Origin of the sequence: Pseudomonas marincola, from assembly GCF_900682675.2 — a bacterium.
Lineage (GTDB): Bacteria > Pseudomonadota > Gammaproteobacteria > Pseudomonadales > Pseudomonadaceae > Aquipseudomonas > Aquipseudomonas marincola.
Genome location: NZ_LR215729.2, coordinates 1,967,390 through 1,989,171 on the forward strand (window position 1 = coordinate 1,967,390; position 21,782 = coordinate 1,989,171).

21 protein-coding genes are annotated in these 21,782 nt (G+C 58.5%); 12 read left to right on the forward strand and 9 right to left on the reverse strand.

The window, feature by feature from the left end; genetic code table 11:
• Positions 1–8: 8 nt before the first annotated feature.
• The gene (gene arfB, locus PMYSY11_RS09250; protein ID WP_090515313.1) at positions 9–422 is read left to right on the forward strand and encodes an alternative ribosome rescue aminoacyl-tRNA hydrolase ArfB; all 414 of its coding nucleotides are present in this window, start codon (positions 9–11) and stop codon (positions 420–422) included.
• A 94-nt stretch (positions 423–516) separates the two neighbouring features.
• On the forward strand, positions 517–1,404 hold the full coding sequence (locus tag PMYSY11_RS09255; protein WP_150548982.1) for a LysR family transcriptional regulator: 888 nt from the start codon (positions 517–519) through the stop codon (positions 1,402–1,404).
• Between the two features lie 37 nt (positions 1,405–1,441).
• Here PMYSY11_RS09255 and PMYSY11_RS09260 read toward each other — a convergent pair whose 3' ends face one another.
• Positions 1,442–2,065, reverse strand: coding sequence for a cation efflux transmembrane domain-containing protein (locus tag PMYSY11_RS09260; RefSeq protein ID WP_150548983.1), 624 nt, complete (start codon positions 2,063–2,065; stop codon positions 1,442–1,444).
• A 63-nt stretch (positions 2,066–2,128) separates the two neighbouring features.
• On the opposite strand from PMYSY11_RS09260, the gene PMYSY11_RS09265 reads away from it, so the two are divergent.
• Complete coding sequence (locus tag PMYSY11_RS09265; RefSeq protein WP_069900452.1) at positions 2,129–2,560, forward strand: MerR family transcriptional regulator; 432 nt, start codon at positions 2,129–2,131, stop codon at positions 2,558–2,560.
• Between the two features lie 79 nt (positions 2,561–2,639).
• Here PMYSY11_RS09265 and gap read toward each other — a convergent pair whose 3' ends face one another.
• The gene (gene gap / locus PMYSY11_RS09270; RefSeq protein ID WP_150548984.1) at positions 2,640–3,641 is read right to left on the reverse strand and encodes a type I glyceraldehyde-3-phosphate dehydrogenase; all 1,002 of its coding nucleotides are present in this window, start codon (positions 3,639–3,641) and stop codon (positions 2,640–2,642) included.
• 134 nt (positions 3,642–3,775) lie between these two features.
• Between gap and edd the strand changes: the two genes are divergently transcribed.
• Positions 3,776–5,602, forward strand: coding sequence for a phosphogluconate dehydratase (gene edd / locus PMYSY11_RS09275; RefSeq protein WP_150548985.1), 1,827 nt, complete (start codon positions 3,776–3,778; stop codon positions 5,600–5,602).
• Entirely contained in the window at positions 5,599–6,552 is a 954-nt protein-coding gene (locus PMYSY11_RS09280; RefSeq protein WP_150548986.1) for a glucokinase, read from the forward strand. Before edd ends, PMYSY11_RS09280 begins: the two co-directional genes overlap by 4 nt.
• On the opposite strand, the gene PMYSY11_RS09285 is transcribed toward PMYSY11_RS09280, so the two are convergent.
• Positions 6,549–7,418, reverse strand: coding sequence for a MurR/RpiR family transcriptional regulator (locus tag PMYSY11_RS09285; protein WP_069900448.1), 870 nt, complete (start codon positions 7,416–7,418; stop codon positions 6,549–6,551). The two genes, PMYSY11_RS09280 and PMYSY11_RS09285, sit on opposite strands and share 4 nt — an antisense overlap.
• Before the next feature lie 172 nt (positions 7,419–7,590).
• Between PMYSY11_RS09285 and zwf the strand changes: the two genes are divergently transcribed.
• The 6 genes from zwf (at position 7,591) to PMYSY11_RS09315 (ending at position 12,057) form a co-directional block, all read left to right on the forward strand.
• A complete protein-coding gene (gene zwf / locus PMYSY11_RS09290; protein ID WP_150548987.1) occupies positions 7,591–9,060 on the forward strand; it encodes a glucose-6-phosphate dehydrogenase in 1,470 nt (489 codons plus the stop codon).
• Complete coding sequence (gene pgl, locus PMYSY11_RS09295; RefSeq protein ID WP_150548988.1) at positions 9,047–9,769, forward strand: 6-phosphogluconolactonase; 723 nt, start codon at positions 9,047–9,049, stop codon at positions 9,767–9,769. The genes zwf and pgl overlap by 14 nt, the downstream gene beginning before the upstream one ends.
• 12 nt (positions 9,770–9,781) lie before the next feature.
• Positions 9,782–10,453 (forward strand): bifunctional 4-hydroxy-2-oxoglutarate aldolase/2-dehydro-3-deoxy-phosphogluconate aldolase, encoded by a 672-nt coding sequence (locus PMYSY11_RS09300; RefSeq protein ID WP_239655565.1) that lies wholly within the window; start codon positions 9,782–9,784, stop codon positions 10,451–10,453.
• 135 nt (positions 10,454–10,588) lie between these two features.
• Positions 10,589–11,029: a 3-isopropylmalate dehydratase gene (locus PMYSY11_RS09305; RefSeq protein WP_150548989.1), complete on the forward strand. Its 441-nt coding sequence runs from the start codon at positions 10,589–10,591 to the stop codon at positions 11,027–11,029.
• 162 nt (positions 11,030–11,191) lie between these two features.
• Positions 11,192–11,611, forward strand: a complete 420-nt coding sequence (locus PMYSY11_RS09310) for a YciI family protein (protein ID WP_090515300.1) — start codon at positions 11,192–11,194, stop codon at positions 11,609–11,611.
• A gap of 29 nt (positions 11,612–11,640) precedes the next feature.
• The gene (locus tag PMYSY11_RS09315; RefSeq protein WP_150548990.1) at positions 11,641–12,057 is read left to right on the forward strand and encodes a VOC family protein; all 417 of its coding nucleotides are present in this window, start codon (positions 11,641–11,643) and stop codon (positions 12,055–12,057) included.
• 71 nt (positions 12,058–12,128) lie between these two features.
• Here the strand turns inward: PMYSY11_RS09315 and ggpS are convergent, their stop codons facing one another.
• The 6 genes from ggpS to phhA form a co-directional block, all read right to left on the reverse strand.
• Positions 12,129–14,408, reverse strand: a complete 2,280-nt coding sequence (ggpS, locus tag PMYSY11_RS09320) for a glucosylglycerol-phosphate synthase (protein ID WP_090515296.1) — start codon at positions 14,406–14,408, stop codon at positions 12,129–12,131.
• Between the two features lie 181 nt (positions 14,409–14,589).
• Positions 14,590–15,855 carry an MFS transporter gene (locus tag PMYSY11_RS09325; protein ID WP_150548991.1) on the reverse strand — a complete coding sequence of 422 codons (1,266 nt, stop codon included), beginning with the start codon at positions 15,853–15,855 and terminating at the stop codon, positions 14,590–14,592.
• A gap of 165 nt (positions 15,856–16,020) precedes the next feature.
• The gene (locus tag PMYSY11_RS09330; RefSeq protein WP_150548992.1) at positions 16,021–17,358 is read right to left on the reverse strand and encodes a DUF2254 domain-containing protein; all 1,338 of its coding nucleotides are present in this window, start codon (positions 17,356–17,358) and stop codon (positions 16,021–16,023) included.
• A 138-nt stretch (positions 17,359–17,496) separates the two neighbouring features.
• Positions 17,497–18,696, reverse strand: a complete 1,200-nt coding sequence (locus PMYSY11_RS09335) for an amino acid aminotransferase (RefSeq protein ID WP_150548993.1) — start codon at positions 18,694–18,696, stop codon at positions 17,497–17,499.
• Positions 18,693–19,049 (reverse strand): 4a-hydroxytetrahydrobiopterin dehydratase, encoded by a 357-nt coding sequence (locus tag PMYSY11_RS09340; RefSeq protein ID WP_069900437.1) that lies wholly within the window; start codon positions 19,047–19,049, stop codon positions 18,693–18,695. Before PMYSY11_RS09340 ends, PMYSY11_RS09335 begins: the two co-directional genes overlap by 4 nt.
• Before the next feature lie 83 nt (positions 19,050–19,132).
• Positions 19,133–19,918 (reverse strand): phenylalanine 4-monooxygenase, encoded by a 786-nt coding sequence (gene phhA, locus PMYSY11_RS09345; RefSeq protein ID WP_069900436.1) that lies wholly within the window; start codon positions 19,916–19,918, stop codon positions 19,133–19,135.
• Positions 19,919–20,177: 259 nt separating this feature from the next.
• Between phhA and PMYSY11_RS09350 the strand changes: the two genes are divergently transcribed.
• Positions 20,178–21,740 (forward strand): sigma-54-dependent transcriptional regulator, encoded by a 1,563-nt coding sequence (locus PMYSY11_RS09350; protein ID WP_090515287.1) that lies wholly within the window; start codon positions 20,178–20,180, stop codon positions 21,738–21,740.
• Positions 21,741–21,782 lie beyond the last annotated feature (42 nt).

Below are 21,782 nucleotides of genomic sequence, written 5' to 3' on the forward strand. Positions count from 1 at the left end.
TTGCGAGCATGCTGGAAGTCTCAAATAGCGTTCATTTGCCAGACGATGAGGTCGAGCTTACGGCTATCCGCGCTCAGGGTGCGGGCGGGCAAAACGTCAACAAGGTGTCGAGCGCCATGCATTTGCGCTTCGATATTCAGGCCTCGTCATTGCCGCCGTTCTACAAGGAGCGCTTGCTGGCGCTGCGCGACAGTCGCATTACCGCGAGCGGTTTGATCATTATCAAGGCGCAGCAATACCGCACGCAGGAACAAAACCGTGCGGATGCACTGGAGCGTCTGCTTGAGTTGATCCGCAGTGCGGCTAAAACCGAAAAAGCCCGGCGCCCGACCAGGCCGACACTGGGCTCCAAGAAGCGCCGGCTTGAGGGCAAGACCAAGCGCGGGGCGATCAAAGCCGGCCGCGGAAAAGTCGATTTTTAATCACGGCAGAGCACGTCGGTGACCGGCGTTGGCTCTGAGGATTCATGCGTGAACAGAGCTGTTTTGCGCCGCCATTTTTGATTAAAGTTCAGCAATGAAATCGACCCTTGATGAATTACAAGCCTACGTTGCGGTCATTGACTGCGGCTCTATCAGTGCGGCTGCAGAGTTGCTGGAACAAACTGCATCTGCCGTTAGCCGGGCGCTCAGTCGGCTTGAAGAAAAACTCGATGTAACCCTGTTGCGGCGCACCACCCGGCGGCTGGAAATCACCGAGGAGGGGCAGGCATTTCTGCTGCAAGCGCGCAAGATCATCGCCTCGGTGGAAGAGGCCGAAGAACAGATGGCCCTGCGCAGACAAAAGCCGGCCGGACGGTTGCGGGTTAATGCGGCGTCGCCGTTTATGCTGCATGTCGTGGTGCCGCTGGTTGACGGATTCCGCGCGTTGTATCCGGATATCGAGTTGGAGCTCAATAGCAGCGATCAGATTATCGATCTGCTTGAGCAGCGCACCGATGTGGCGATACGTATTGGCCCGTTGCGTGACTCGACCCTGCACGCCAGGCCGCTTGGCAGCAGCCAGCGGCGCGTGCTGGCAAGTCCTGCGTACTTACAGCGGGCCGGCGTGCCCGAAACGGTCGATGCGCTGAGGCAGCATTGCCTGATCGGCTTTACTCAGCCAGAAAGCCTTAACCTGTGGCCGCTGCGCCATGCGCAGGGTGATGGCTGGATGATCAACCCCAGCCTCTATGCCTCAAGTGGCGAGACAATCCGCCAGTTGGGCTTAGCTGGGAACGGCATCGTGTGCCTGTCGGACTTCATGACCGCAGCGGATTGCGCGCTGGGTAATCTGGTGCAGGTTTGCGCGCAGGACACGCTCGAATCGATGCAGCCAATCAATGCCGTGTATTACCGCAACACGGCATTGGCGGCGCGGATCACCTGTTTCATCGATTACCTGAGCAGTCATATGGTCAGGTGATGATCGCGCCGATTCTGCGCCGCTGGTGTCAGGGCGCTCAGTGGCTGTGCGTCTCTGCCTGCAGTTCATCACGTGCCTGGCGGGTGACTTGATACGCGGCGCTGATGGCCAGGCTGGCCATGATGCTGGCAACAATCAGGTCAGGCCAGGCGCTGCCGGTGCCGAATACACCCAATGCGGCAATCAAGACGGCAATGTTGCCGATGGCATCGTTGCGGGTGCACAGCCAAACGCTGCGCATGTTGCTGTCGCCCTCACGGTAGGCGTAAAGCAGCGCTGCCGTCAGCAGGTTGGCAACTAACGCCAGCGTGCCGATCACGCCCATGGTTTGCGCTTCAGGCACCACGCCATTGACCGCGTGCCACACGGCCACAATCAATACGCCGCAACCGAACACCAACATCGAGAACGCTTTGAACAGCGAGGCTTTGGCGCGCCACACAACGGCCATGCCGAGTACCCAAAGGCTGATGCCGTAGTTGGCGGCGTCGCCGAGGAAGTCCAGTGAGTCAGCCAAAAGCGACACCGAGCCGGCCTGGAAACCGCTGGCAATCTCGACCACGAACATGGCGAAGTTGATGATCAATGCCAGCCAGAGGATTTTCCGGTAGCCCTTGTCCGGTGGTGTTTGCGGTGTATGAGCGCAGCAATTTGCAGACATTTTGCTTCTCCTGTCAGGTAATGAGCGCTACGCTAAACCCTGTAGTCACTACGGAGTCAATAGGTGAGTAAGCCATTTACCATCAGCGCGCTGAGCCGCGAAAGTGGCGTTAACCTTGAAACTATCCGCTTCTATGAGCGTAGCGGCCTGTTGCCGGAACCGCACCGCAGCGCTTCCGGCTATCGTCACTATCAGCCGGTGGATGTAGACCGCGTGCGCTTTATTCGCCGTGGTCGTGAGCTGGGATTCAGTCTCGACGAAATTCGCACCTTGCTCGGCTTGGCCAGCCAACCGCATCGCTCATGCGAGGCTGCCGACAAGCTGGTGCGTGAGCACATTGCGGCGATAGATGAACGTGTCCGCGACTTGCAACGTATGCGTGCCGAGTTGGCCAAGCTTGAGGGCTGTGAAAGCCATGAGGCGCAGCATTGCCGACTGCTTGAGGCGCTGGACAATCGCGCTTGCTGTATCGAGCCATTGCAGCTGGATAGCTAAGCGAGGCAGTCTGGCCTTCACTTGGCGCAGAGGCAAGTGAAGGCCAAATGACCCTGCGGTTTATCGCTGCAAGCGCCAGTCAGCGTGCCGCGCACAGGGCAATGCAGTTATCGAGCATGCGGTTGGAGAACGCCCATTCGTTGTCGTACCAAGCCATTACTTTGAGCAGGTTGCCGCTGACACGCGTGTGGTTGGCGTCGAATATCGATGACAGTGGGTTGTGATTAAAGTCGCATGACACCAACGGCAGGCTGTTATAGCCGAGTACAGATGATTGTTCGCTGGCGGCAAGCATCATCGCATTGACCTCATCGCGACTGGTCTGGCGTTGAACATTCAGGGTCAGGTCCACCAGCGACACATTGATCACCGGCACGCGCACCGCCATGCCCGTCAACTTGCCGGCCAGCTCCGGCAGCACCAGGCCTACGGCTTCGGCAGCGCCCGTCTTGCTGGGAGTCATCGATTGAGTGGCTGAGCGGGCGCGATAAGGGTCGCGGTGATACACATCGGTCAGGTTCTGGTCGTTGGTGTAGGCGTGAATGGTGGTCATCAGGCCATTTTCGATGCCCAGTTCGCGATGCAGCACTTGCGCGACAGGGGCCAGGCAGTTGGTGGTGCAGGACGCGCTGGAAATAATCTGGTGCTCGGCGCGCAGAATGTCGTGGTTCACCCCGAATACCACGGTTGCGTCAGCGCCCTTGGCGGGCGCCGAGATAATCACCTTGTTGGCGCCGGCCTTGAGGTGGGCGGCAGCCTTGCTGCGTTCGGTGAATAATCCGCTGCATTCGAACACCACATCGACCTGGAGTTTTTGCCACGGCAATTGCCCGGGATCGGCAATTGCACTGACAGCGATGCGGTCACCGTTTACGCTAATACTGTGTTCATCGTATTCAATGCTCGCATCGAACAGGCCATGTACGCTGTCGTGCTTGAGCAGGTGGGCATTGATGGCACTTTCGCCGAGGTCGTTGATGGCAACGACTTGCAGATGCTGGCGGTAATCCTGCGTATACAGCGCGCGCAGGACGTTACGGCCAATTCGACCAAAACCATTGATAGCGATACGCAGCGTCATAAGCTTGTCCGTTTTTGGTTTTGTTGTTGGAAAACCAAAATTACTCCTGTTTAAATAGAAATCAAGGCGTTATTAAACGCATTATTTTGTTAGATGTTACTAATGCGGCTTATCACGAGCCCGGAGTCAATATCATGCATCCCCGTGTTATCGAGGTAACAGACCGTCTGATTGAGCGCAGTCGCGCCACCCGCGAACGCTACATGGCGATGATTGCGGCGGCGGCCAGTGACGGTCCGCAGCGTGGCAAGTTGCAGTGCGCCAACTTCGCCCATGGTGTGGCCGGTTGCGGCGCGGAAGACAAGCAATCGCTGCGCCTGATGAATGCCGCCAACGTGGCGATCATTTCGGCTTACAACGACATGCTCTCGGCGCATCAGCCGTACAAGGATTACCCCGAGCAGATTAAGCGGGCGCTGCGCGATGTCGGCTCTGTCGGCCAGTTTGCCGGTGGCGTACCGGCGATGTGTGATGGCGTCACCCAGGGTGAGCCCGGCATGGAACTGGGCATCGCCAGTCGCGAAGTGATTGCCATGTCGACGGCCGTGGCGCTGTCGCACAACATGTTTGATGCCGCGCTGTATCTGGGTATTTGCGACAAGATCGTGCCGGGCCTGATGATGGGCGCGCTGCGTTTCGGTCATCTGCCAACCCTGTTCATTCCTGCTGGCCCGATGCCTTCGGGACTGTCGAACAAGGAAAAAGCCGACGTGCGCCAGCGCTATGCCGAGGGCAAAGCCAGCCGTGATGAACTGCTCGAAGCTGAAATGAGTGCTTATCACAGCCCCGGCACGTGCACCTTTTACGGCACGGCCAACACCAATCAATTGCTGATGGAAGTGATGGGGCTGCACTTGCCCGGCGCCTCGTTCATAAACCCGAATACGCCGCTGCGTGATGCGTTGACGGTCGCTGCGACGCGGCAGATAACCCAACTGACCAAACAGGGCGGGCAGTTCACGCCGCTGGCCGAGATTGTTGATGAGCGCTGTCTGGTCAATGCCATTGTGGCCCTTAGCGCGACTGGCGGCTCGACCAATCACACCCTGCATTTACCGGCGATTGCCCGGGCAGCAGGCATACAACTGACATGGCAGGACATGGCCGACTTGTCGGCGGTGGTGCCGACGCTGGCGCATGTTTATCCTAATGGTAAATCCGATATCAATCACTTCCAGGCCGCAGGCGGCATGGCGTTTTTGATTGCTCAGTTGCTTGATGCCGGCTTGCTGCATGACAACGTCAACACAGTTGCCGGGTACGGTTTACGCCGCTATACCCAAGAGCCGTTCCTGCAGGACGGTGAACTGGTGTGGCGTGACGGGCCGAGCAAGAGTTACGACGAAAGCGTGCTGCGGCCGGTAGCTAACCCGTTCTCGCCTGAAGGCGGATTGCGGGTGATGGAGGGCAATCTCGGCCGTGGCGTGATGAAGGTCTCTGCGGTGGCGCTGGAGCATCAGGTTGTCGAGGCGCCGGCCAGGGTGTTTCAGGATCAACAAGCCTTGGCCGATGCGTTCAAGGCCGGTGAGCTGGATTGCGACGTGGTCGCGGTGATGCGTTTTCAGGGCCCGCGCTCGAACGGCATGCCCGAGTTGCACAAGATGACGCCGTTTCTCGGTGTGCTGCAAGATCGCGGCTTCAAAGTGGCGCTGGTAACAGACGGGCGCATGTCCGGTGCGTCGGGCAAGATTCCGGCGGCCATTCATGTGTGTCCCGAAGCCTTTGATGGCGGCCCGCTGGCACGTGTGCGCGATGGCGACATTATCCGCCTCAACGGCCTGACCGGAGAGCTGAGCGTGTTGCTCAGCGATGACGAATTGGCCGCCCGTGAAAATGCGCCAGGCCTGCAGGACAACGGCGTCGGTTGCGGCCGTGAACTGTTCGCCTTTATGCGTCACTCATTTAGTACCGCCGAGCAGGGTGCCAGCGCCTTCACTCAGAGTCTGGAGTCGCTAAAGTGACAGTGGCAATTGTCGGCGACATTGGCGGCACGCATGCGCGTTTCGCCGTGTGGCGCGACAACGGCCTTGAGCAGATCGAGGTACTGGCGACAGCGGATTACTCCAGTCCCGAGTCTGCACTTGCGGCTTATTGTGAGCGAGCTGGTTTGTCTCTGGGTGCGGGCAGTGCCGTGTGCCTGGCTTGCGCCGGACCCGTGAGCGACGGCGACTTTCAGTTCACCAATAACCACTGGCGAATCAACCGCGCAGCCTTTTGCCGGGCGCTGCACATCGAGCGGTTATTGCTGATTAACGACTTCGCCGCCACCGCGCTCGGCGTTACGTTGCTCGAGCCGAATGAGCGGCTGGCGGTGCGCGCTGGTCATGCGCAGGCTGATCGCCCGGTTGTGGTTATTGGTCCGGGTACAGGCTTGGGCGCGGCCAATCTGTTGCCTAAAGGCGCAGGCGAGTGGCAGGCGTTGCCGGGTGAGGGCGGGCATGTCGACTTGCCGATTGGCAGTGAGTCCGAGGCTGAGCTTTGGTTGCTGCTGCACCGGCAATTTGGGGCTGTGCAGGCCGAAGATGTATTGAGCGGCGCAGGGTTGCTGGCGCTGTACGCGGTGGTTTGTCAGCGCAATGGTCAGCCGGCGCAACACGCAAATGCCGCGCAAATCTGTGCGGCGGCGTTGCAGGGCGAATCGCTGGCAACAAATGCGCTGGAGCAGTTCTGCGTGTGGCTGGGCCGCGTGGCGGGAAACCATGCGTTGAGTTTGGGCGCGCGCGGTGGCGTATATATCGTTGGCGGGATGGTGCCGAAATTCGCCGACTTTTTCGTGCGCAGCGGCTTTGCGGCCGCCTTCGCCGACAAAGGTGCGATGGGGGATTATCTGGCGGATGTTCCGGTGTGGCTGGTAACCGCGCCATACCCGGGCTTGTTGGGCGCGGGTGTGGCGTTGCAGCAGGCCGGTTAGTCGATGTCGCTGTCGACCGGATAGCGACTGTCGTTGAGGCTCTCCTTGATCTTGCGCAGGTGCGGCTGGAAATCCACGCCACGGCGCAGGGTTACGCCCGTCGCCAGCACATCAAGAACGGTCAGCTGGATGATGCGCGAGGTCATCGGCATGTAGATGTCGGTGTCTTCCGGCAGGGGAATGTCCACGCTCAGGGAGCTGGCTTTGGCCAGTGGTGAACCGGCTGCGGTAAGCGCCAGCACCGATGCGCCGTTTTGACGGGCAATGCGTGCGACTTCGACCAGTTCGCGGGTGCGCCCGGTGTAGGAAATAATCACGAACAGCTCACCGGTGTGTGCGACCGACGCCAGCATGCGCTGCATCAGCACGTCGGCGTGGGCGCTGACTGCCAGATTGAAGCGGAAGAATTTGTGCTGCGCGTCGAGTGCGACAGGTGCCGAGGCGCCGAGGCCGAAAAAATGAATCTGCCGGGCCTGGATCATCATGTCCACTGCGCGACTGATCAGCTGCGGATCAAGTGACTGGCAGGCGCTGTCGAGTGAGGCGATCGCACTGCCAAAAATCTTGCGGGTGTAGGCATCCGGTCCGTCACTGGCCTCGACTGCACGGCTGACATAAGCCGCGCCGCTGGCGAGGCTTTGGGCCAGTTGCATTTTCAGTTCCGGATAGCCGTTAACCCCGAACGAGCGGCAGAAGCGATTGACTGTCGGTTCGCTGACCTCAGCGGTTTGCGCCAGCGCAGCTATGCTCAGGCGAGTGGCCTGCTGCGGGTTGCGCAAAATGACTTCGGCGACCTTGCGTTCCGCCTTGCTCAGCGTGTCGAGGCGGCCCTGGATTTGCTCCAGAAGATTACGCGCACGATCCATTTTTATTCCTTATTCGGTCGATAAAGTGCAGGGCTATCGTACTGGCGCCCATGCGTTGCGGCCACATCAACCTAGTGTAGCTGAGATATGTTGTTTTTATTACTACATTAGTCCTTGAAAAAATCAGTCGTAGCGGTTAAATCTAGGTTTCATTGTTAAAAGAACTAACATCATGCCTAGCATTACGGTTGACTGCTGCACCTTCGCGCTGTTTGGTGCGCTGGGTGACCTTGCGCTCCGCAAGCTGTATCCGGCGCTTTACCAGTTGGATCGGGCGGGGTTGCTTAACAGCGACACGCAGATTCTGGCGCTGGCCCGTGATGCCGGAGAACCGCAGCATTACCTTGGGCTGATCAGTGATGCACTGCGCCAATACGTGCCGGCCAATGAACATGATGATGCGGTAATGGCACGGTTCGAGGCGCGCCTGCGCTATTTGCGCATGGACTTTCTGGTTGAGGATGATTACCGCGCCTTCGCCGATGCCACCCGTGATGCCCGCCAGGTGATTGCCTACTTCGCCACGCCTGCCGCTGTTTACGGCGGCATCTGCGCCAATCTGGCGCGCCTGGGCTTGGCTGACATTACCCGCGTGGTGCTGGAGAAGCCGATTGGCCATGACCTGCAATCATCACGCGCGGTCAACGAAGCCGTGGCGCAGTATTTTGCCGAGACGCAGGTTTACCGGATAGACCATTACCTCGGCAAAGAGACCGTGCAAAACCTGATTGCTCTGCGGTTTGCCAATAGCCTGTTCGAGACCCAGTGGAACCAGAATCATATCTCCCACGTGGAAATCACCGTGGCCGAGAAGGTGGGCATCGAAGGGCGTTGGGGTTACTTCGACAAGGCCGGGCAGTTGCGCGACATGATTCAGAATCATCTGCTGCAATTGCTTTGTCTGATCGCCATGGACCCGCCGAGCGACCTCTCGGCAGACAGCATTCGTGACGAGAAGGTCAAGGTGCTCAAGGCGCTTGAATCCATCAGCCCCGAACAGCTGAGCCAGCGCGTGGTCCGTGGCCAATACATTGGCGGAACCTTGGGCAACAAAACCGTGCCCGGCTATCTGGAAGAAGACAACGCCAACGCGCACAGCAACACCGAAACCTTTGTTGCGCTGCGCGCAGATATTCGCAACTGGCGCTGGTCGGGCGTGCCGTTCTACTTGCGTACCGGCAAGCGCATGCAGGAAAAGCTCTCGCAAATTGTCATCCATTTCAAAGAGCCGCCGCACTACATTTTCGCGCCAGAACAGCGTGCACTGATCAGCAACCGGCTGATCATTCGCTTGCAACCGGATGAAGGTATCTCGTTGCAAGTGATGACCAAGGATCAAGGTCTGGATAAGGGCATGCAGCTGCGCAGCGGGCCTCTGCAGTTGAGTTTTTCCGACACCTATCCGAGTGCGCGGATTCCGGATGCGTACGAGCGCTTGTTGCTGGAAGTGATGCGCGGCAACCAGAATCTGTTTGTTCGCAAAGACGAGATTGAACATGCCTGGCAATGGTGTGATCAGTTGGTCGCCGGCTGGAACAAGCTCGGTGATACACCCAAACCTTACGCAGCTGGAACTTGGGGGCCAATGGCTTCGATTAATCTGATAGCCCGAGACGGGAGGTCCTGGTATGGCGATCTCTGAGCTGGCGTTGCCTGAAGGCGTGATCGCTCATTGTTTGAAAAAGCCTCAGCAATTGGCAACTTCGCTGGCGCACAACGTCGCCGATGTCTTGCGCCAGGCTATTGTGGCGCGTGGCGTGGCAACGCTGGTGGTGTCTGGCGGGCGCAGCCCGATTGCCTTCTTTGAAGCATTGGCGACACAACCGCTGGATTGGGCCAAGGTCGTTATCAGTCTGGCGGATGAGCGTTGGGTGCCGGTCACCCATCCGGACAGCAACGAAGGCCTGCTGCGCAAGCATCTGCTTCAAGGTCCATGCGCGGCGGCGCGTTTTGTCGGGCTCTATCATGGCGGGGCCACGTTACAGGCGGCTGCAAAGTTGGCTGATGAGGCGCTGGCGTACTTGCCGCCGATTGATGTGCTGGTGCTGGGCATGGGCGATGACGGCCATTGTGCGTCGCTGTTTGCCGGTAATCCTCAGCTCGATGAAGCCCTGCAGCCAGGCAACACCATGCGCTGCGTGCCGATGCTGGCGCCGGGTGTGCCGCATCAGCGCATCAGCATGACCTATGCATTGCTGGCGTCGGCCAATGCGCAGTTCCTCGCGGTGCAGGGAGCCGGCAAACTCGACACCTTGCAACAGGTCGTCAGTGACCTTGACGCTACTTCTGCCATGCCCGTGCGCGCTTTCATGCGGCCCCCACTGCAAATTTACTGGAGCCCGCAGGGCTAAGGATTCGCCTCCATGTCTATGACCGAACAACAGTTGCAGCAGCACATGGCTGAAAAGACTGCCCGGCTTGATCAGATCTGCGCGCAGGCGCGGATCATGCCGGTGATCACGATTGCCCGTGAAGCCGATATTCTGCCGCTGGCCGATGCCTTGGCCGCAGGCGGTTTGACGGTGCTGGAAGTGACGCTGCGCTCCGAACACGGCCTGGCCGCTATCGAGTTGCTGCGTAAGCAGCGCCCGGAGTTGTGTGTTGGCGCCGGCACGGTGCTGGACGCCGCCACCTTTAGTGCCGCCGAGCAGGCGGGCGCGCAATTTATCGTCACGCCGGGCTCGACTGAAGAGGTGCTCAAGTTCGCGATGCACAGTGCCGTGCCATTGCTGCCAGGCATCGCCACGGCCTCTGAGTTGATGCTCGGTTACGGTCTTGGCTATCGGCGCTTCAAGCTTTTTCCGGCGGAGGTATGCGGCGGCGTGGCGGCGCTCAAGTCGTTGGGCGGGCCTTTCGCCGCCGCGCGCTTTTGTCCGACAGGGGGCGTGAGCCCGGCCAATGTTCGCAGCTATATCGAGCAGCCAAATGTCATGTGTGTGGGCGGAACCTGGATGTTGAATAAAGAGTGGATAGCGCAGGGCGACTGGGCTCAGGTCAGCCAAAGCAGCGCCGAGGCGTTACGCTTGCTGGACTAGCGAAGTGCAAAGCCGCTTTGCAAGTTCGCTGGTTGATTGCAACGGCTTGTTACAGATGCGCCAGCTTTGATTGAGCCGCGTCTCGCAGTAGTGGCATAGTGTTGGCCAGCTGTATCTCACTCATGGAGGATTTATATGCGCTTGATCGTTGCGATGTTGTTGCCATTCGTTATGGTTGGTTGTTCATCTGTTCCCGCCGAGAAGGTCAAGCCTATTGCTGAAGATCGCTTCCTCGCGTTTCAGGAGCCGGGGGAGAACACCGGTGAGCTGGTGGTCAATCGGGATTACGGTTTCATGGGCGGTGGCTGCTACATTGCGGTCAAGGTTGACCGCAGCGTCGCCGCGCGCATTGCCGTAGGCGAATCCGCACGGTTCAATGTTTCGCCCGGCAATCACATCCTCGGCATCGCCATCGACGAGCAGGGCGAGTTCCTCTGCAACAACGGCCGTCTTGAGCGCGAACTCAAGGTGCGGGTCGAGAAAGGCCAGTCCCAGGAGTTTCGCATCGTCAGTGAAAACAAAGGCGGGTTCGATATCCGCAAGGTAGAAGTTCAGGCAGAAGCTGAGGCGCCCTGATCGCCAACACTCTGGCCATCTATCTAAAAAACACCCGTGCACTCGCCGGGTGTTTTTTTATGACTAGAATTTTATCCTTGGCTATCAACTCTTCAGTTGCTTTGTGTCATGGGCGGCCCGTGCTGTTGGTAGCAATATCGAATACCCGGATGGAGTTTGATTATGCGCTTTATGGTTATGGTCAAGGCGAGCCCTGAAACCGAGGCGGGCATCATGCCCACTCGCGAGCTTCTCACCGAAATGGGTCGGTACAACGAGGCGTTGGTCGAGGCCGGTGTGCTGGTCTCGGGTGAGGGATTGAAAGCCAGCCGGCATGGTGCCCGTGTGCGTTTCAGTGGTGCTTCCCGCGAGGTGGTTCATGGGCCATTCGGCTCGCCAAATGATCTGGTCGCGGGCTTCTGGATTTTTCGCGTCGACTCATTGGATGAGGCGATCGAGTGGGTCAAGCGCTGCCCAAACCCGATGATCAGTGACAGTGACATCGAAATTCGCCAGATCCTTGAAGACGATGATTTCGGCGCGGCTTTCGATGATCCTCTGCGTGAGCAGGAAGCCCAGTTGCGGGCGCGACTGGCAGATTAGGTGAGCGCCTTAATTGGCGGGAGTCGATCATGAAAATAAATCCCTACCTGATGTTTGATGGCCAGGCAGAAGCGGCGTTTCAGTTGTATGCCAAGGTCCTCAAGGGCGAAATCAAGGCGCTGATGCGCTACCGCGAAACCCCTGAATGTGCAGAGATGCCCGAGCCGTTTCTGGATCGGGTGATGCATGTCTGCCTTGAGGTTGATGGCCAGCTGCTAATGGCGTCAGATACCGCGTCGGCAGAACCATTTTCTGGCATGAAAGGCTGCTCGATCACGCTCAATGTCGTGAGCATTAGCGAGGCGCAGCGGATATTTGATGCGTTGTCTGAACAGGGCACGGTGGAAATGCCGCTGGCGCAAACGTTCTGGGCAGTGCGCTTCGGCTCGCTGGTCGATCGCTTTGGTGTTTCCTGGCTGATCAACTGCGAAAAAGATGACGCCTGATTCGTGGCAGGGCTAACCACATGATTGCCGTGCAGCCCGCCTGAGCGAGCTACACGGCAATTTGGCGGGTCTTACGAGGCCATGCCGATACGCGCCAGTTCGGCGTCTACCGGCTGCTGCGGCTCATCGGCAACCGCTGCGAGGAACTCGTCACCCCAGCGACGAATGTCGTTGTAGCTGACGATATCGAACAGCTCACGCAGGCGCGCCTGAGCTTCTGTCTTGGGCAGGTTGAGCGCCCAGTAACAGGTTTGTGCCAAATCTTTGGGGTCGTGCGGGTTGGTCAGCAGCGCGCCTTTGAGTTCGGCGGCCGCACCGGCAAACTCCGACAGCACCAACACGCCGCAACCGCCCAGCAAGCCCTGCGCTGCGACAAACTCCTTGGCGACCAGATTCAGCCCGTCGCGCAGGGGGGTAATCCACATCACGTCGGCCATGGCGTACCAGGCGCTGACTTCCTCGAACGGCAAGCTGCGGAAGAAGAACTGCAAAGGGGTCCAGCCGATGCGCGCAAAGCGTCCGTTGATCCGGCCGACGGCTTGCTCGATCTGGGACTGCAACTCATCGTAAATGGTCATTTCCTTGGCTGCCGGCACGCACACCGTGACCAGCGTCACTTTGCCGAGCAGTTCAGGGTTCTCGTCGAGCATGCGCTCATAGGCCTGGAGCTTTTCCAGAATGCCTTTGGTGTAGTCGAGGCGTTCTACCGAGAGGATCAGCTTCACACCCACCAACTCTTCGCGCAGACGATCCATCATTTCACGAATTTTCGGGCTTTCGAGCGCCGTACGTACCCGGTCGATGTCCAGTCCCACCGGATGCGCGCCAAGCTTGACGGTGCGGCTGCCGGTATCCACGGCAGTGGTCATGCGCTCAAGGCCCACGGCGCAACCATAGGTGATGAAGCGCGGCGCACAATTTTGCCGGCTGACGGTCTGCAGCGGCGTTACCCCGCGCGCCACATCAACGAAGTTCTCAACCTGACGCGGAATGTGGAAGCCGATGTAATCGCACTGCAGCAAGCTGCCAATGATTTCGCGGCGCCATGGCAGCACGTTGAACACGTCTGCTGACGGGAAGTAGGTGTGGTGGAAGAAGGCGATGCGCAGGTCGGGGCGCAACTCACGCAAGTAGCCGGGCACCATCCACAAGTTGTAGTCGTGCAGCCACACGGTGGCACCTTCTGCGGCTTCCAGTGCAGTGCGCTCGGCGAAAGCACGGTTGACCTTGAGGAACACTTCCCAGTCCTCTTCGCGGAACTGTGCGCGCTCCCAGAAGGTGTGCAGCGTCGGCCAGAAGGCTTCCTTGGAGAAGCGCTTGTAGAAGATGTCGACCTCTTCCTTGGTCAGCGCCACACGCGCCGCCTTGAGCTTTGGGTAACGCTCGGCGTCTACCGTGGTGTGGGTCTCAAAGGCGTCTGCTTCATCGCCTTCATGGATGGCCCACGCCACCCAGGAGCCGGGACGACCATCGCCAAAGAAACTCAGCAGGGTCGGGATAATACCGTTAGGTGATGTCGGTCGACGGCGCTGTAACTTGCCATCGGCGCCGCGGTATTCCTCATAAGGCAGGCGGTGATAAACCATGACCATTTCGGCTTTGCCTGGCTGCGCGGCCTGACGGCGCTCGGCGGCAATACCGTGTTCGCCAAGGAAACCGAAGTGGGCAAACGCCTGCAGAATGCCACCGCAACCGCTGCGGTTGGCGTGCAACGTGCGTGAGTGGTGCGCGGTTGATTCGAGCAGGGCCGATTCGGACTGGCCAACACACACACCCTTGAAACGGGTGCTGAGCATGCTCAGGTCGTTGAGCGTATCGCCAGCGGCGAGTACCTGATCGTCTTCCAGCTCCAGCCAGTCGGCGAGTGCCTCAAGGCTGGTGCCCTTGTTAACGCCCTTGGGCAGGAAGTCGAGATAGCGTTCGGCGGAGTAGAGCAGGTCGCAACCGAGCTTCTCGGCCACTTCGATCAAGGCTGGATTCGACGCCTCTTCCGGGCTGCAAAAATACGAGCAGCGACGCACTTGCGGAACATCCTGACGCTCCAGTGCAAAGCCTTCCACGGCGCTGGCGACCTGACTTTCGCCGGGCCAGAGCGCGTCGATGTTGTTCTGCAGCGGTTGCACCGGTTGCAATGAATCACCGTAAACAATGCTGCCGCCCACATCGGCGATGATGTAGTCGGGCATTGGCAGTGTTGGGTCTGCCAGCAGCGGCAGCACCGCTTCAAGGCTGCGGCCGGTGACGTAGGCCAGTTTGATTTCCGGGTGAGCGGCAATGGTCTGGTAAAGGCTCAGACGATCTTCGGGATCGCCAGCGAGAAAGGTTCCATCAAGATCGGTAGCAAGTAGCATGCGCTGTCTCCCTGTCCAGTAGGTGGTGCAGTGACGCGCCGACAATGGCCGACGAGCTAAGTGCTATCGATTCATGTACGGCCAGCCGCGCAGGCTGGCGACAGATTCGATAGGCACTGCATTAGGCAACTGACCATAAGGTGGCTGCCTTGTTGTTATGCAGGCGGGCGTAGCGCCGCGCCTACGGGTGTTGAGGGGCTGGCCCCTCGGATTCGGTTGGCTCATCTTCAGCGGGCGCGTCAGGCATGAGCTCGAGCACTGTGTGACTGGTGCGCAGCATGGGCACAAAGTGCGCCTGATCACCGCTGACCAGTTCACTGACACGACGCAGTCGGTAGAAGGTATAGGCGCCAAGCAGGCCAAGGACCACAGCGAAATACAGTGGCAGGGCATGCGCGCCCAAATGCTCCATCAGCACGCCCACCAGCAGCGGGCCGCATACCGAGCCAATACCGTTGACCATGAGCAGGCTGCTTGAGCCGGCAAGAATCTCATCACTGTGCAACTGGTCGATCAGCTTGGCTACCGCAATTGGATAGATGGCAAAGGTCAAACCGCCCCAAATGAAGAACAGACCCATCAACAGCGGCCCGGCAGTGACCAAGCTCATTGCAAGTGAAATGACCACAGACAACGCCACGATCCAGAACATCACCAGACGCCGGTCATGCTTATCGGAGTAGCGGCCAATGGGCAGCTGGAGCAGGGCGCCGCCGAGAATCGTGGCGCTCATCAGCAAACCGACGCCGCGGGCATCGAAGCCGCTGAGGCTGGCATAAATCGGTGCCATGCCCCAGAACGCGCCTAGCGCCAGTCCGGACAAGCCCGCTGCGGCGATCGACAGCGGCGCAATACGGGCGATCTCGCGCAGGTTGGTGTGCAGGGTTTCCGGTACGGTCGGCTGCGATTGGCGGGTCATGGTGATTGGCATCAACGCCGCAATAATCAAAATGGCCGACAACGAGAACAGTACAAATTCAGTCGGGGCGGCCAATCCCAATAGCTGTTGGGCGGCGGCCAGCGCGCCGAGGTTGACCGCCATGTAGATGGCAAACACCAGACCGCGTTTTTCGTTGCTGACTTTAGCGTTGAGCCAGCTTTCGATGATCATGTACAGACTGACCAGCGCCAGACCGTACAGCACCCGCAATGCAAGCCACACCCAAGGATTGATGATGATGACGTGAACCAGAGCGGAGATCGCGGCGAGGGCGGCGCACAGGGCAAACGCACGAATGTGCCCGACGCGCCTGACCAGCGGAATCGCCAGCCAGGTACCGAGAAGGAAACCGACAAAGTACCCGGACATGATCAGTCCGAGCATTCCGGTGGAGTAGCCTTCGGCCACACCACGCAGCGTCAGTAATGTATTGAGCAGACCATTGCCGAGCAGGAGTAATGCAACCCCACTCAGCAGTGAACTGATTGGGGCAATTAGGGACCACATGGCGAACTACCCTAGGGAACTCTGTGCGTGATAGCAAGCACGAAGCGCGCCAATAGTAATTTATTGTTACTGATAACTAACTGATTTATATGTGTTTTTACCGACATAAATAAATCGATTAATTTTTTATGGCGGCAAAATGCACCACCGTGGGGCGCAATTGTGTTATCGCGCATCGATCTCCAGAGGTTTCAGTGCCGTTTCATTTTGCAGTGGCGCCGCGTTGAAACGTTGCACGAATGCATTCAGCTCCTGACGGTCGCGCGGGTTGAGCAATTGCGCATCGGCGGTGTCGAGAACACTCTTGGCGTAATCAATAATCTCGTTCTGGTAGCGAGTTTGCGGGCAGGCATACAGCATGTTTTTAAGTGCTTGCAGCAACGTTGTTAGCACGCCCGGATCTGCGCCCCCGTAAGTGCGAATTGAGCCCAAAACCAATTGCAGTAATTGCGCGACTGTAAGCTCTCGGATGTAGAGGCGGGGCGGTTCGTCATCCAGCTCAGCTACATCGAAGTCAGGCAACTGCAAGCGTTGAGTGAACAGCACGCTGAGCAGGTCAATGGCCTTGATCGCAGTGCCCGGATCGTTGATGCCGGGGCTCAGCGCCTTGACCGCAATTTCAGAGATTTGCTTGCAGCCGAAAAAGTAATGAATGCTCGCGTACTCCTCGATAAAGAAGTCGAAGCAGTCGAGCAACTGCTGGCAGATTTCTTCATTGCCTGGCCGGTTGGTCTTGAACAGCGGGTGGCCAGCGTTGACAAAGAAACCGTGATGGACCAGCACGGTCATCTGCAGGTCGTTTTCCTTGAGTATCTGATTGGCGGCGGCGACATTCAGCGCTTTGAAATAGCCACTGCGCTGCGATCGGGTCTGTGCCCAGTTTTGGTCGTTGGGCCATTCAGGTGAAGTTTCCAGTGCCTGCATCTTTTTGATCCGGCCCTGGAGTTTGCAGTGGGTGGTGGTGAACAGATTACTGAGGATGTGCTCGACTTGAATCGACTGCGAAATCGAGCGAATGAAGTGCACGAACAAGCCCAGGCAGCCAATGCCCAGACCCAGTGAAATCAGCACGCCGAGGCTGGGTACTTTATCGCTGCCGTTGAGTTCGATGGTGGTAATCAGCAGCAGGGAATAAAGAATGGTGCCGAGGTAGACGCCGAGGGTCTTTTGATGGCTCTTGCTGCTCACCAAGCCGGGAATTACCCGTGGCGAAAGCGCTGCGGCGGCGTTGTTGAGTACCACCATGACCATCGAGAAGCTGAACACCATCAGCGACAGAATGCCGCCAACCAAGGTGCCGAGAATCAGCCGTGCGTTGTCGGCATTTCGCACCAGGCCGATGTCGATTTCCTGCTTGATGCTCATCAGCCACGACTGATATTCAATCGACATGGTCACGATGCAAAGCAACAAAAAGCCCAGGGCGATTACCGTCGGGTAAAACGCCAGGCTATGAATGGTGCGTTGGTAAAGCCGGAACAGAATGTTGGAAGGGCTGGCCACTGTGAGTCGCGCTCATGTGAAAACGAATAGGCCAACTATAGCGAAGTACGCCGCGATGAGCCGAACCTTGCGCGGGTTAATCTACCCGGCCCTGCGCTAAACACCGCGCAAAGCCGGGCACTTAACTGATTTGACCGGTCAAACCTTGCAGACGTCGGCTATCGCCTGCGCCAGTTGATCGACCCGCCGAGCGTCGATTCCAGCCGCATTGGCGCGGCCTGAACCGACCATGTACACGCTGTGGCGTTCGCGTAGGCGCTCAACCTGCTCGCGCGTCAAACCGGTGTACGAGAACATCCCACGCTGGCGTGCGATATGGCCAAAGCGCTCGGCCAGATCATAAGGCTTCAAGGCGTCGACCAATGCGCAGCGCAAACTGGCAATGCGCTGGCGCATGCCTTCAAGCTCGTCCGTCCAGAGTTTACGTAGCGCCTGGTCGTCGAGAATGGTGGCGACCACGGCGGCACCATGTGCCGGCGGTGTCGACCACAGGTTGCGAGCGATGAAGGCCAGTTGGCTGCGCACATCGGTCAGCTTGCTGCTCGAGTGGGCGCACACAATCAGCGCACCGGTGCGTTCGCGGTAAAGGCCAAAGTTCTTTGAGCAGGAGCTAGTAATCAGCACCTCGGGCAGCGCCTCGCAGAACAGTCTCACCGACCAGGCATCGGCTTCGAGTCCGTCGCCAAAGCCCTGATAGGCGATGTCGATCAACGGCAGTAAATCGCGCGCTTTAACCAACTCCAGCACCTGAAGCCAATCGGCCTGACTTAGGTCGAAGCCCGTCGGGTTGTGGCAGCAGGCATGCAGCAGCACCACATCGCCGCGCGGCACGTGGCTCAATGCAGCCAGCATGGCGTCGACATTCAGGCGGTTGTCTGCGTCCACGTAGGGGTAATGATTAACTGCAAGCCCGGCGCTGGCGAAAATGCTCTCGTGAATTGGCCACGTTGGATCACTCAGCCAGATTCCACGCCCCGGCAAGCACTGCTTGATAAAGTCAGCTGCCAGGCGCAAGGCACCGGTACCACCCGGCGTTTGCGTGGCCGCGACACGTTCATCGGCGAGTACCGGCGATTGATCGCCAAGCACCAGCCGGGTCACGTGCGAGCAGAACAACGCATCACCATGGCCGCCGATGTAACCCTTGGTGGTTTCAGTTTCGACCAGGCGCTGCTCGGCCAGCTTGACGGCGCTGGGGATCGGGGTTTGACCATTGGCGTCACGGTAAACGCCAACGCCCAGATCCAGCTTGGCAGGGTTGCTGTCGAGCTGATAGGCCTCCATCAGGCTCAGAATCGGGTCACCCGGTACGCGCAGGATCGGTGAAAAATGTTTCACTTGCGCCCCTCGGCCGTGCTCGCAACCTCGTCGGTGCGTGCGGCCATGATGAAGTCGTTACGGTGCAGGCCTTTGATCGAATGGCTCCACCAGGTCACGGTTACTTTGCCCCATTCGGTGAGCAGGCCCGGGTGGTGGCCTTCGGCTTCGGAGATTTCGCCTACGGCGTTAGTGAAGGCCAGCGCGTGCTTGAAGTTCTTGAACAGGTACACCTTCTCCAGTTGCATGATCGAGTCACGCACCTCGATGTTCCAGTCGGGAATCAGTTTCAGCAGCTCCGGTAGTTCGGCGTCGGATACTTGCGGGGCGCCGGCGCTGCAGGCTTCACAATGGGCTTGGGTCAGGGCGTTCATGGGTTTCTCCAAAATAGTCTTGGGCAGCGATCTGGCTGCCCCGTTCAAGGTGTACCAAAGTGCTTAATCGAAAGGCGCCGTTGTCAGGCCGCTTTCGGTGGAAATTTGGGGCTATGCAGGCCCAGTTGCATCGCTGTTTTAACCATTGCCATGATGTCCTCGTGGGCCAGATCGAACAGGCGCTTGAGGTTGGGCAGGGCGAAATACAGCGGCTGCAGGATGTCGATACGGTAAGGCGTACGCATCGCCTCCAGCGGATCGAAAGCCTGATGCTCGGGCGCATCAGACAAGCAGTAAACGGTTTCTTTGGGTGACGAGAGAATGCCGCCGCCATAGATGCGTCGTCCCTGGCTTGTGTCTACCAAGCCAAACTCAATAGTCATCCAGTATAGGCGGGCCAGATAAACCCGCTCCTCTTTGCTCGCCTGCAAACCCAGCTTGCCATAAGTGTGGGTGAATTCTGCAAACCACGGGTTGGTCAGCAACGGGCAGTGGCCGAACACTTCATGAAAGATGTCCGGCTCTTGCAGGTAGTCGAGTTCTTCGGGGGTGCGGATAAACGTTGCGACCGGAAACTGCTTGCTGGCGAGCAACTCAAAGAAGGTCTGGAAGGGGATGAGCGCAGGCACGCGGGCCACGCTCCAGCCGGTAGTGGCCTGCAGGGTTTTGTTCACTTCAGCCAATTGCGGAATACGCTCGGTCGGCAGTTTCAGCCGCTCGATGCCATCGAAGTATTCCTCGCACGCGCGCCCTTCGATCACGGCCATCTGGCGAGTAATCAGGGTATTCCATACCTGATGCTCAGCTTCGCTGTAGTCAATAAACCCGTTCTCGTCGGGCTGCCGAGCCACGTATTGCGTGCTCTTCATGCTTACTGCCTCCTGCTGGGGCTTTGTTGTTGTGTAGCTATAGGGATACCGCAGGTTGCAGGTGCTTGCAGCTAGCGTTACAGGCGCCTGATTGGCGCAATGAGTGGAAATTTGTAAAGAAATAGTTACGGTATTGGCTGAGGCGCGCGATGCCTTCTTGTGTGAAGGCTAAGCTGTCACATATTCTTGACGAAAATTCTGTCGCAGCCCGCGATTTTTAGTGGCTGCGGCGCATAATAAGACTGTGTAGAGCGCCTTCATGCGAATCAAAGTTCACTGCCAAAATCGAATTGGCATCCTGCGTGACATTCTCAATCTGCTGGTCGAGTACGGCATTAACGTCGCGCGCGGCGAGGTGGGCGGGGAGCAGGGCAATGCCATCTACCTGCATTGCCCTAATCTGATAAACCTGCAGTTTCAGTCCATGCGGCCGAAGTTCGAGGCCATCGGCGGCGTGTTCGGCGTTAAACGCGTGGGCCTGATGCCCAGTGAGCGCCGCCATCTCGAACTCAATGCATTGCTCGCTGCGCTGGAGTTCCCGGTGTTGTCGATCGACATGGGCGGCTCCATCGTCGCGGCGAATCGTGCGGCGGCGCAATTGCTCGGTGTGCGCGTGGATGAAGTGCCGGGTATTCCGTTGTCGCGCTATGCAGAAGACTTCGATTTGCCTGAACTGGTACGGGCCAATAAGTCGCGAATTAATGGCTTGCGGGTCAAGGTCAAAGGCGATGTATTTCTCGCCGATATCGCTCCGCTGCAATCCGAGCATGATGAAAGTGAGGCGCTGGCGGGCGCGGTGTTAACCCTGCATCGGGCTGACCGGGTCGGTGAGCGCATTTACAACGTGCGCAAGCAAGAGCTGCGCGGCTTTGACAGCATTTTTCAAAGCTCGAAAGTCATGGCTGCTGTGGTGCGTGAAGCACGGCGGATGGCGCCTTTGGATGCACCGCTATTGATAGAAGGCGAAACCGGTACCGGCAAGGAGCTATTAGCGCGTGCTTGCCACGTCGCCAGCCCGCGTGGCCAGTCGCCGTTTATGGCGCTTAACTGCGCCGGTTTGCCCGAGTCGATGGCTGAAACCGAGTTGTTTGGTTACGGGCCGGGGGCGTTTGAAGGCGCACGCCCGGAGGGCAAGTTGGGCCTGCTGGAACTGACAGCAGGCGGCACATTGTTCCTCGATGGCGTCGGTGAAATGAGCCCGCGCCTGCAGGCCAAGTTACTGCGTTTTTTGCAGGATGGCTGCTTTCGCCGAGTCGGCAGTGATGAGGAGGTTTACCTGGATGTGCGGGTGATCTGTGCGACTCAGGTCGACTTGTCCGAGTTGTGCGCTAAGGGCGAGTTTCGTCAAGATCTGTATCACCGGCTCAACGTACTCAGTTTGCACATTCCGCCGTTGCGCGAGTGCCTGGACGGGCTGGTGCCGTTGGTTGAGCACTTTCTCGATCAGGCCAGCCGGCAAATCGGCTGCGCACTGCCTGTGATCGAAGCTCAGGCGCTGGAGCGACTCAAACATTACCACTGGCCGGGCAATGTGCGGCAGTTGGAGAATGTGTTGTTTCAGGCCGTATCGCTGTGTGACGGCGCCTCGGTCAAGGCCACGCACATACGTTTACCCGACTACGGCGCGCCGCAGCCAATGGGTGATTTCTCGCTTGAAGGTGCGCTGGACGATATCGTCGGACGCTTCGAGAAAGCCGTACTTGAGCGCCTGTTCGACGAACACCCGAGCAGTCGTCAACTGGGCAAGCGCTTGGGCGTTTCACACACCACCATCGCCAACAAGTTACGTGCCTACAACATTGGTAAAGATGCTCAGCCCTGAAAGCGCAGTAGTCGGAGTAGCGCACACGGTGTATGCGGGCTG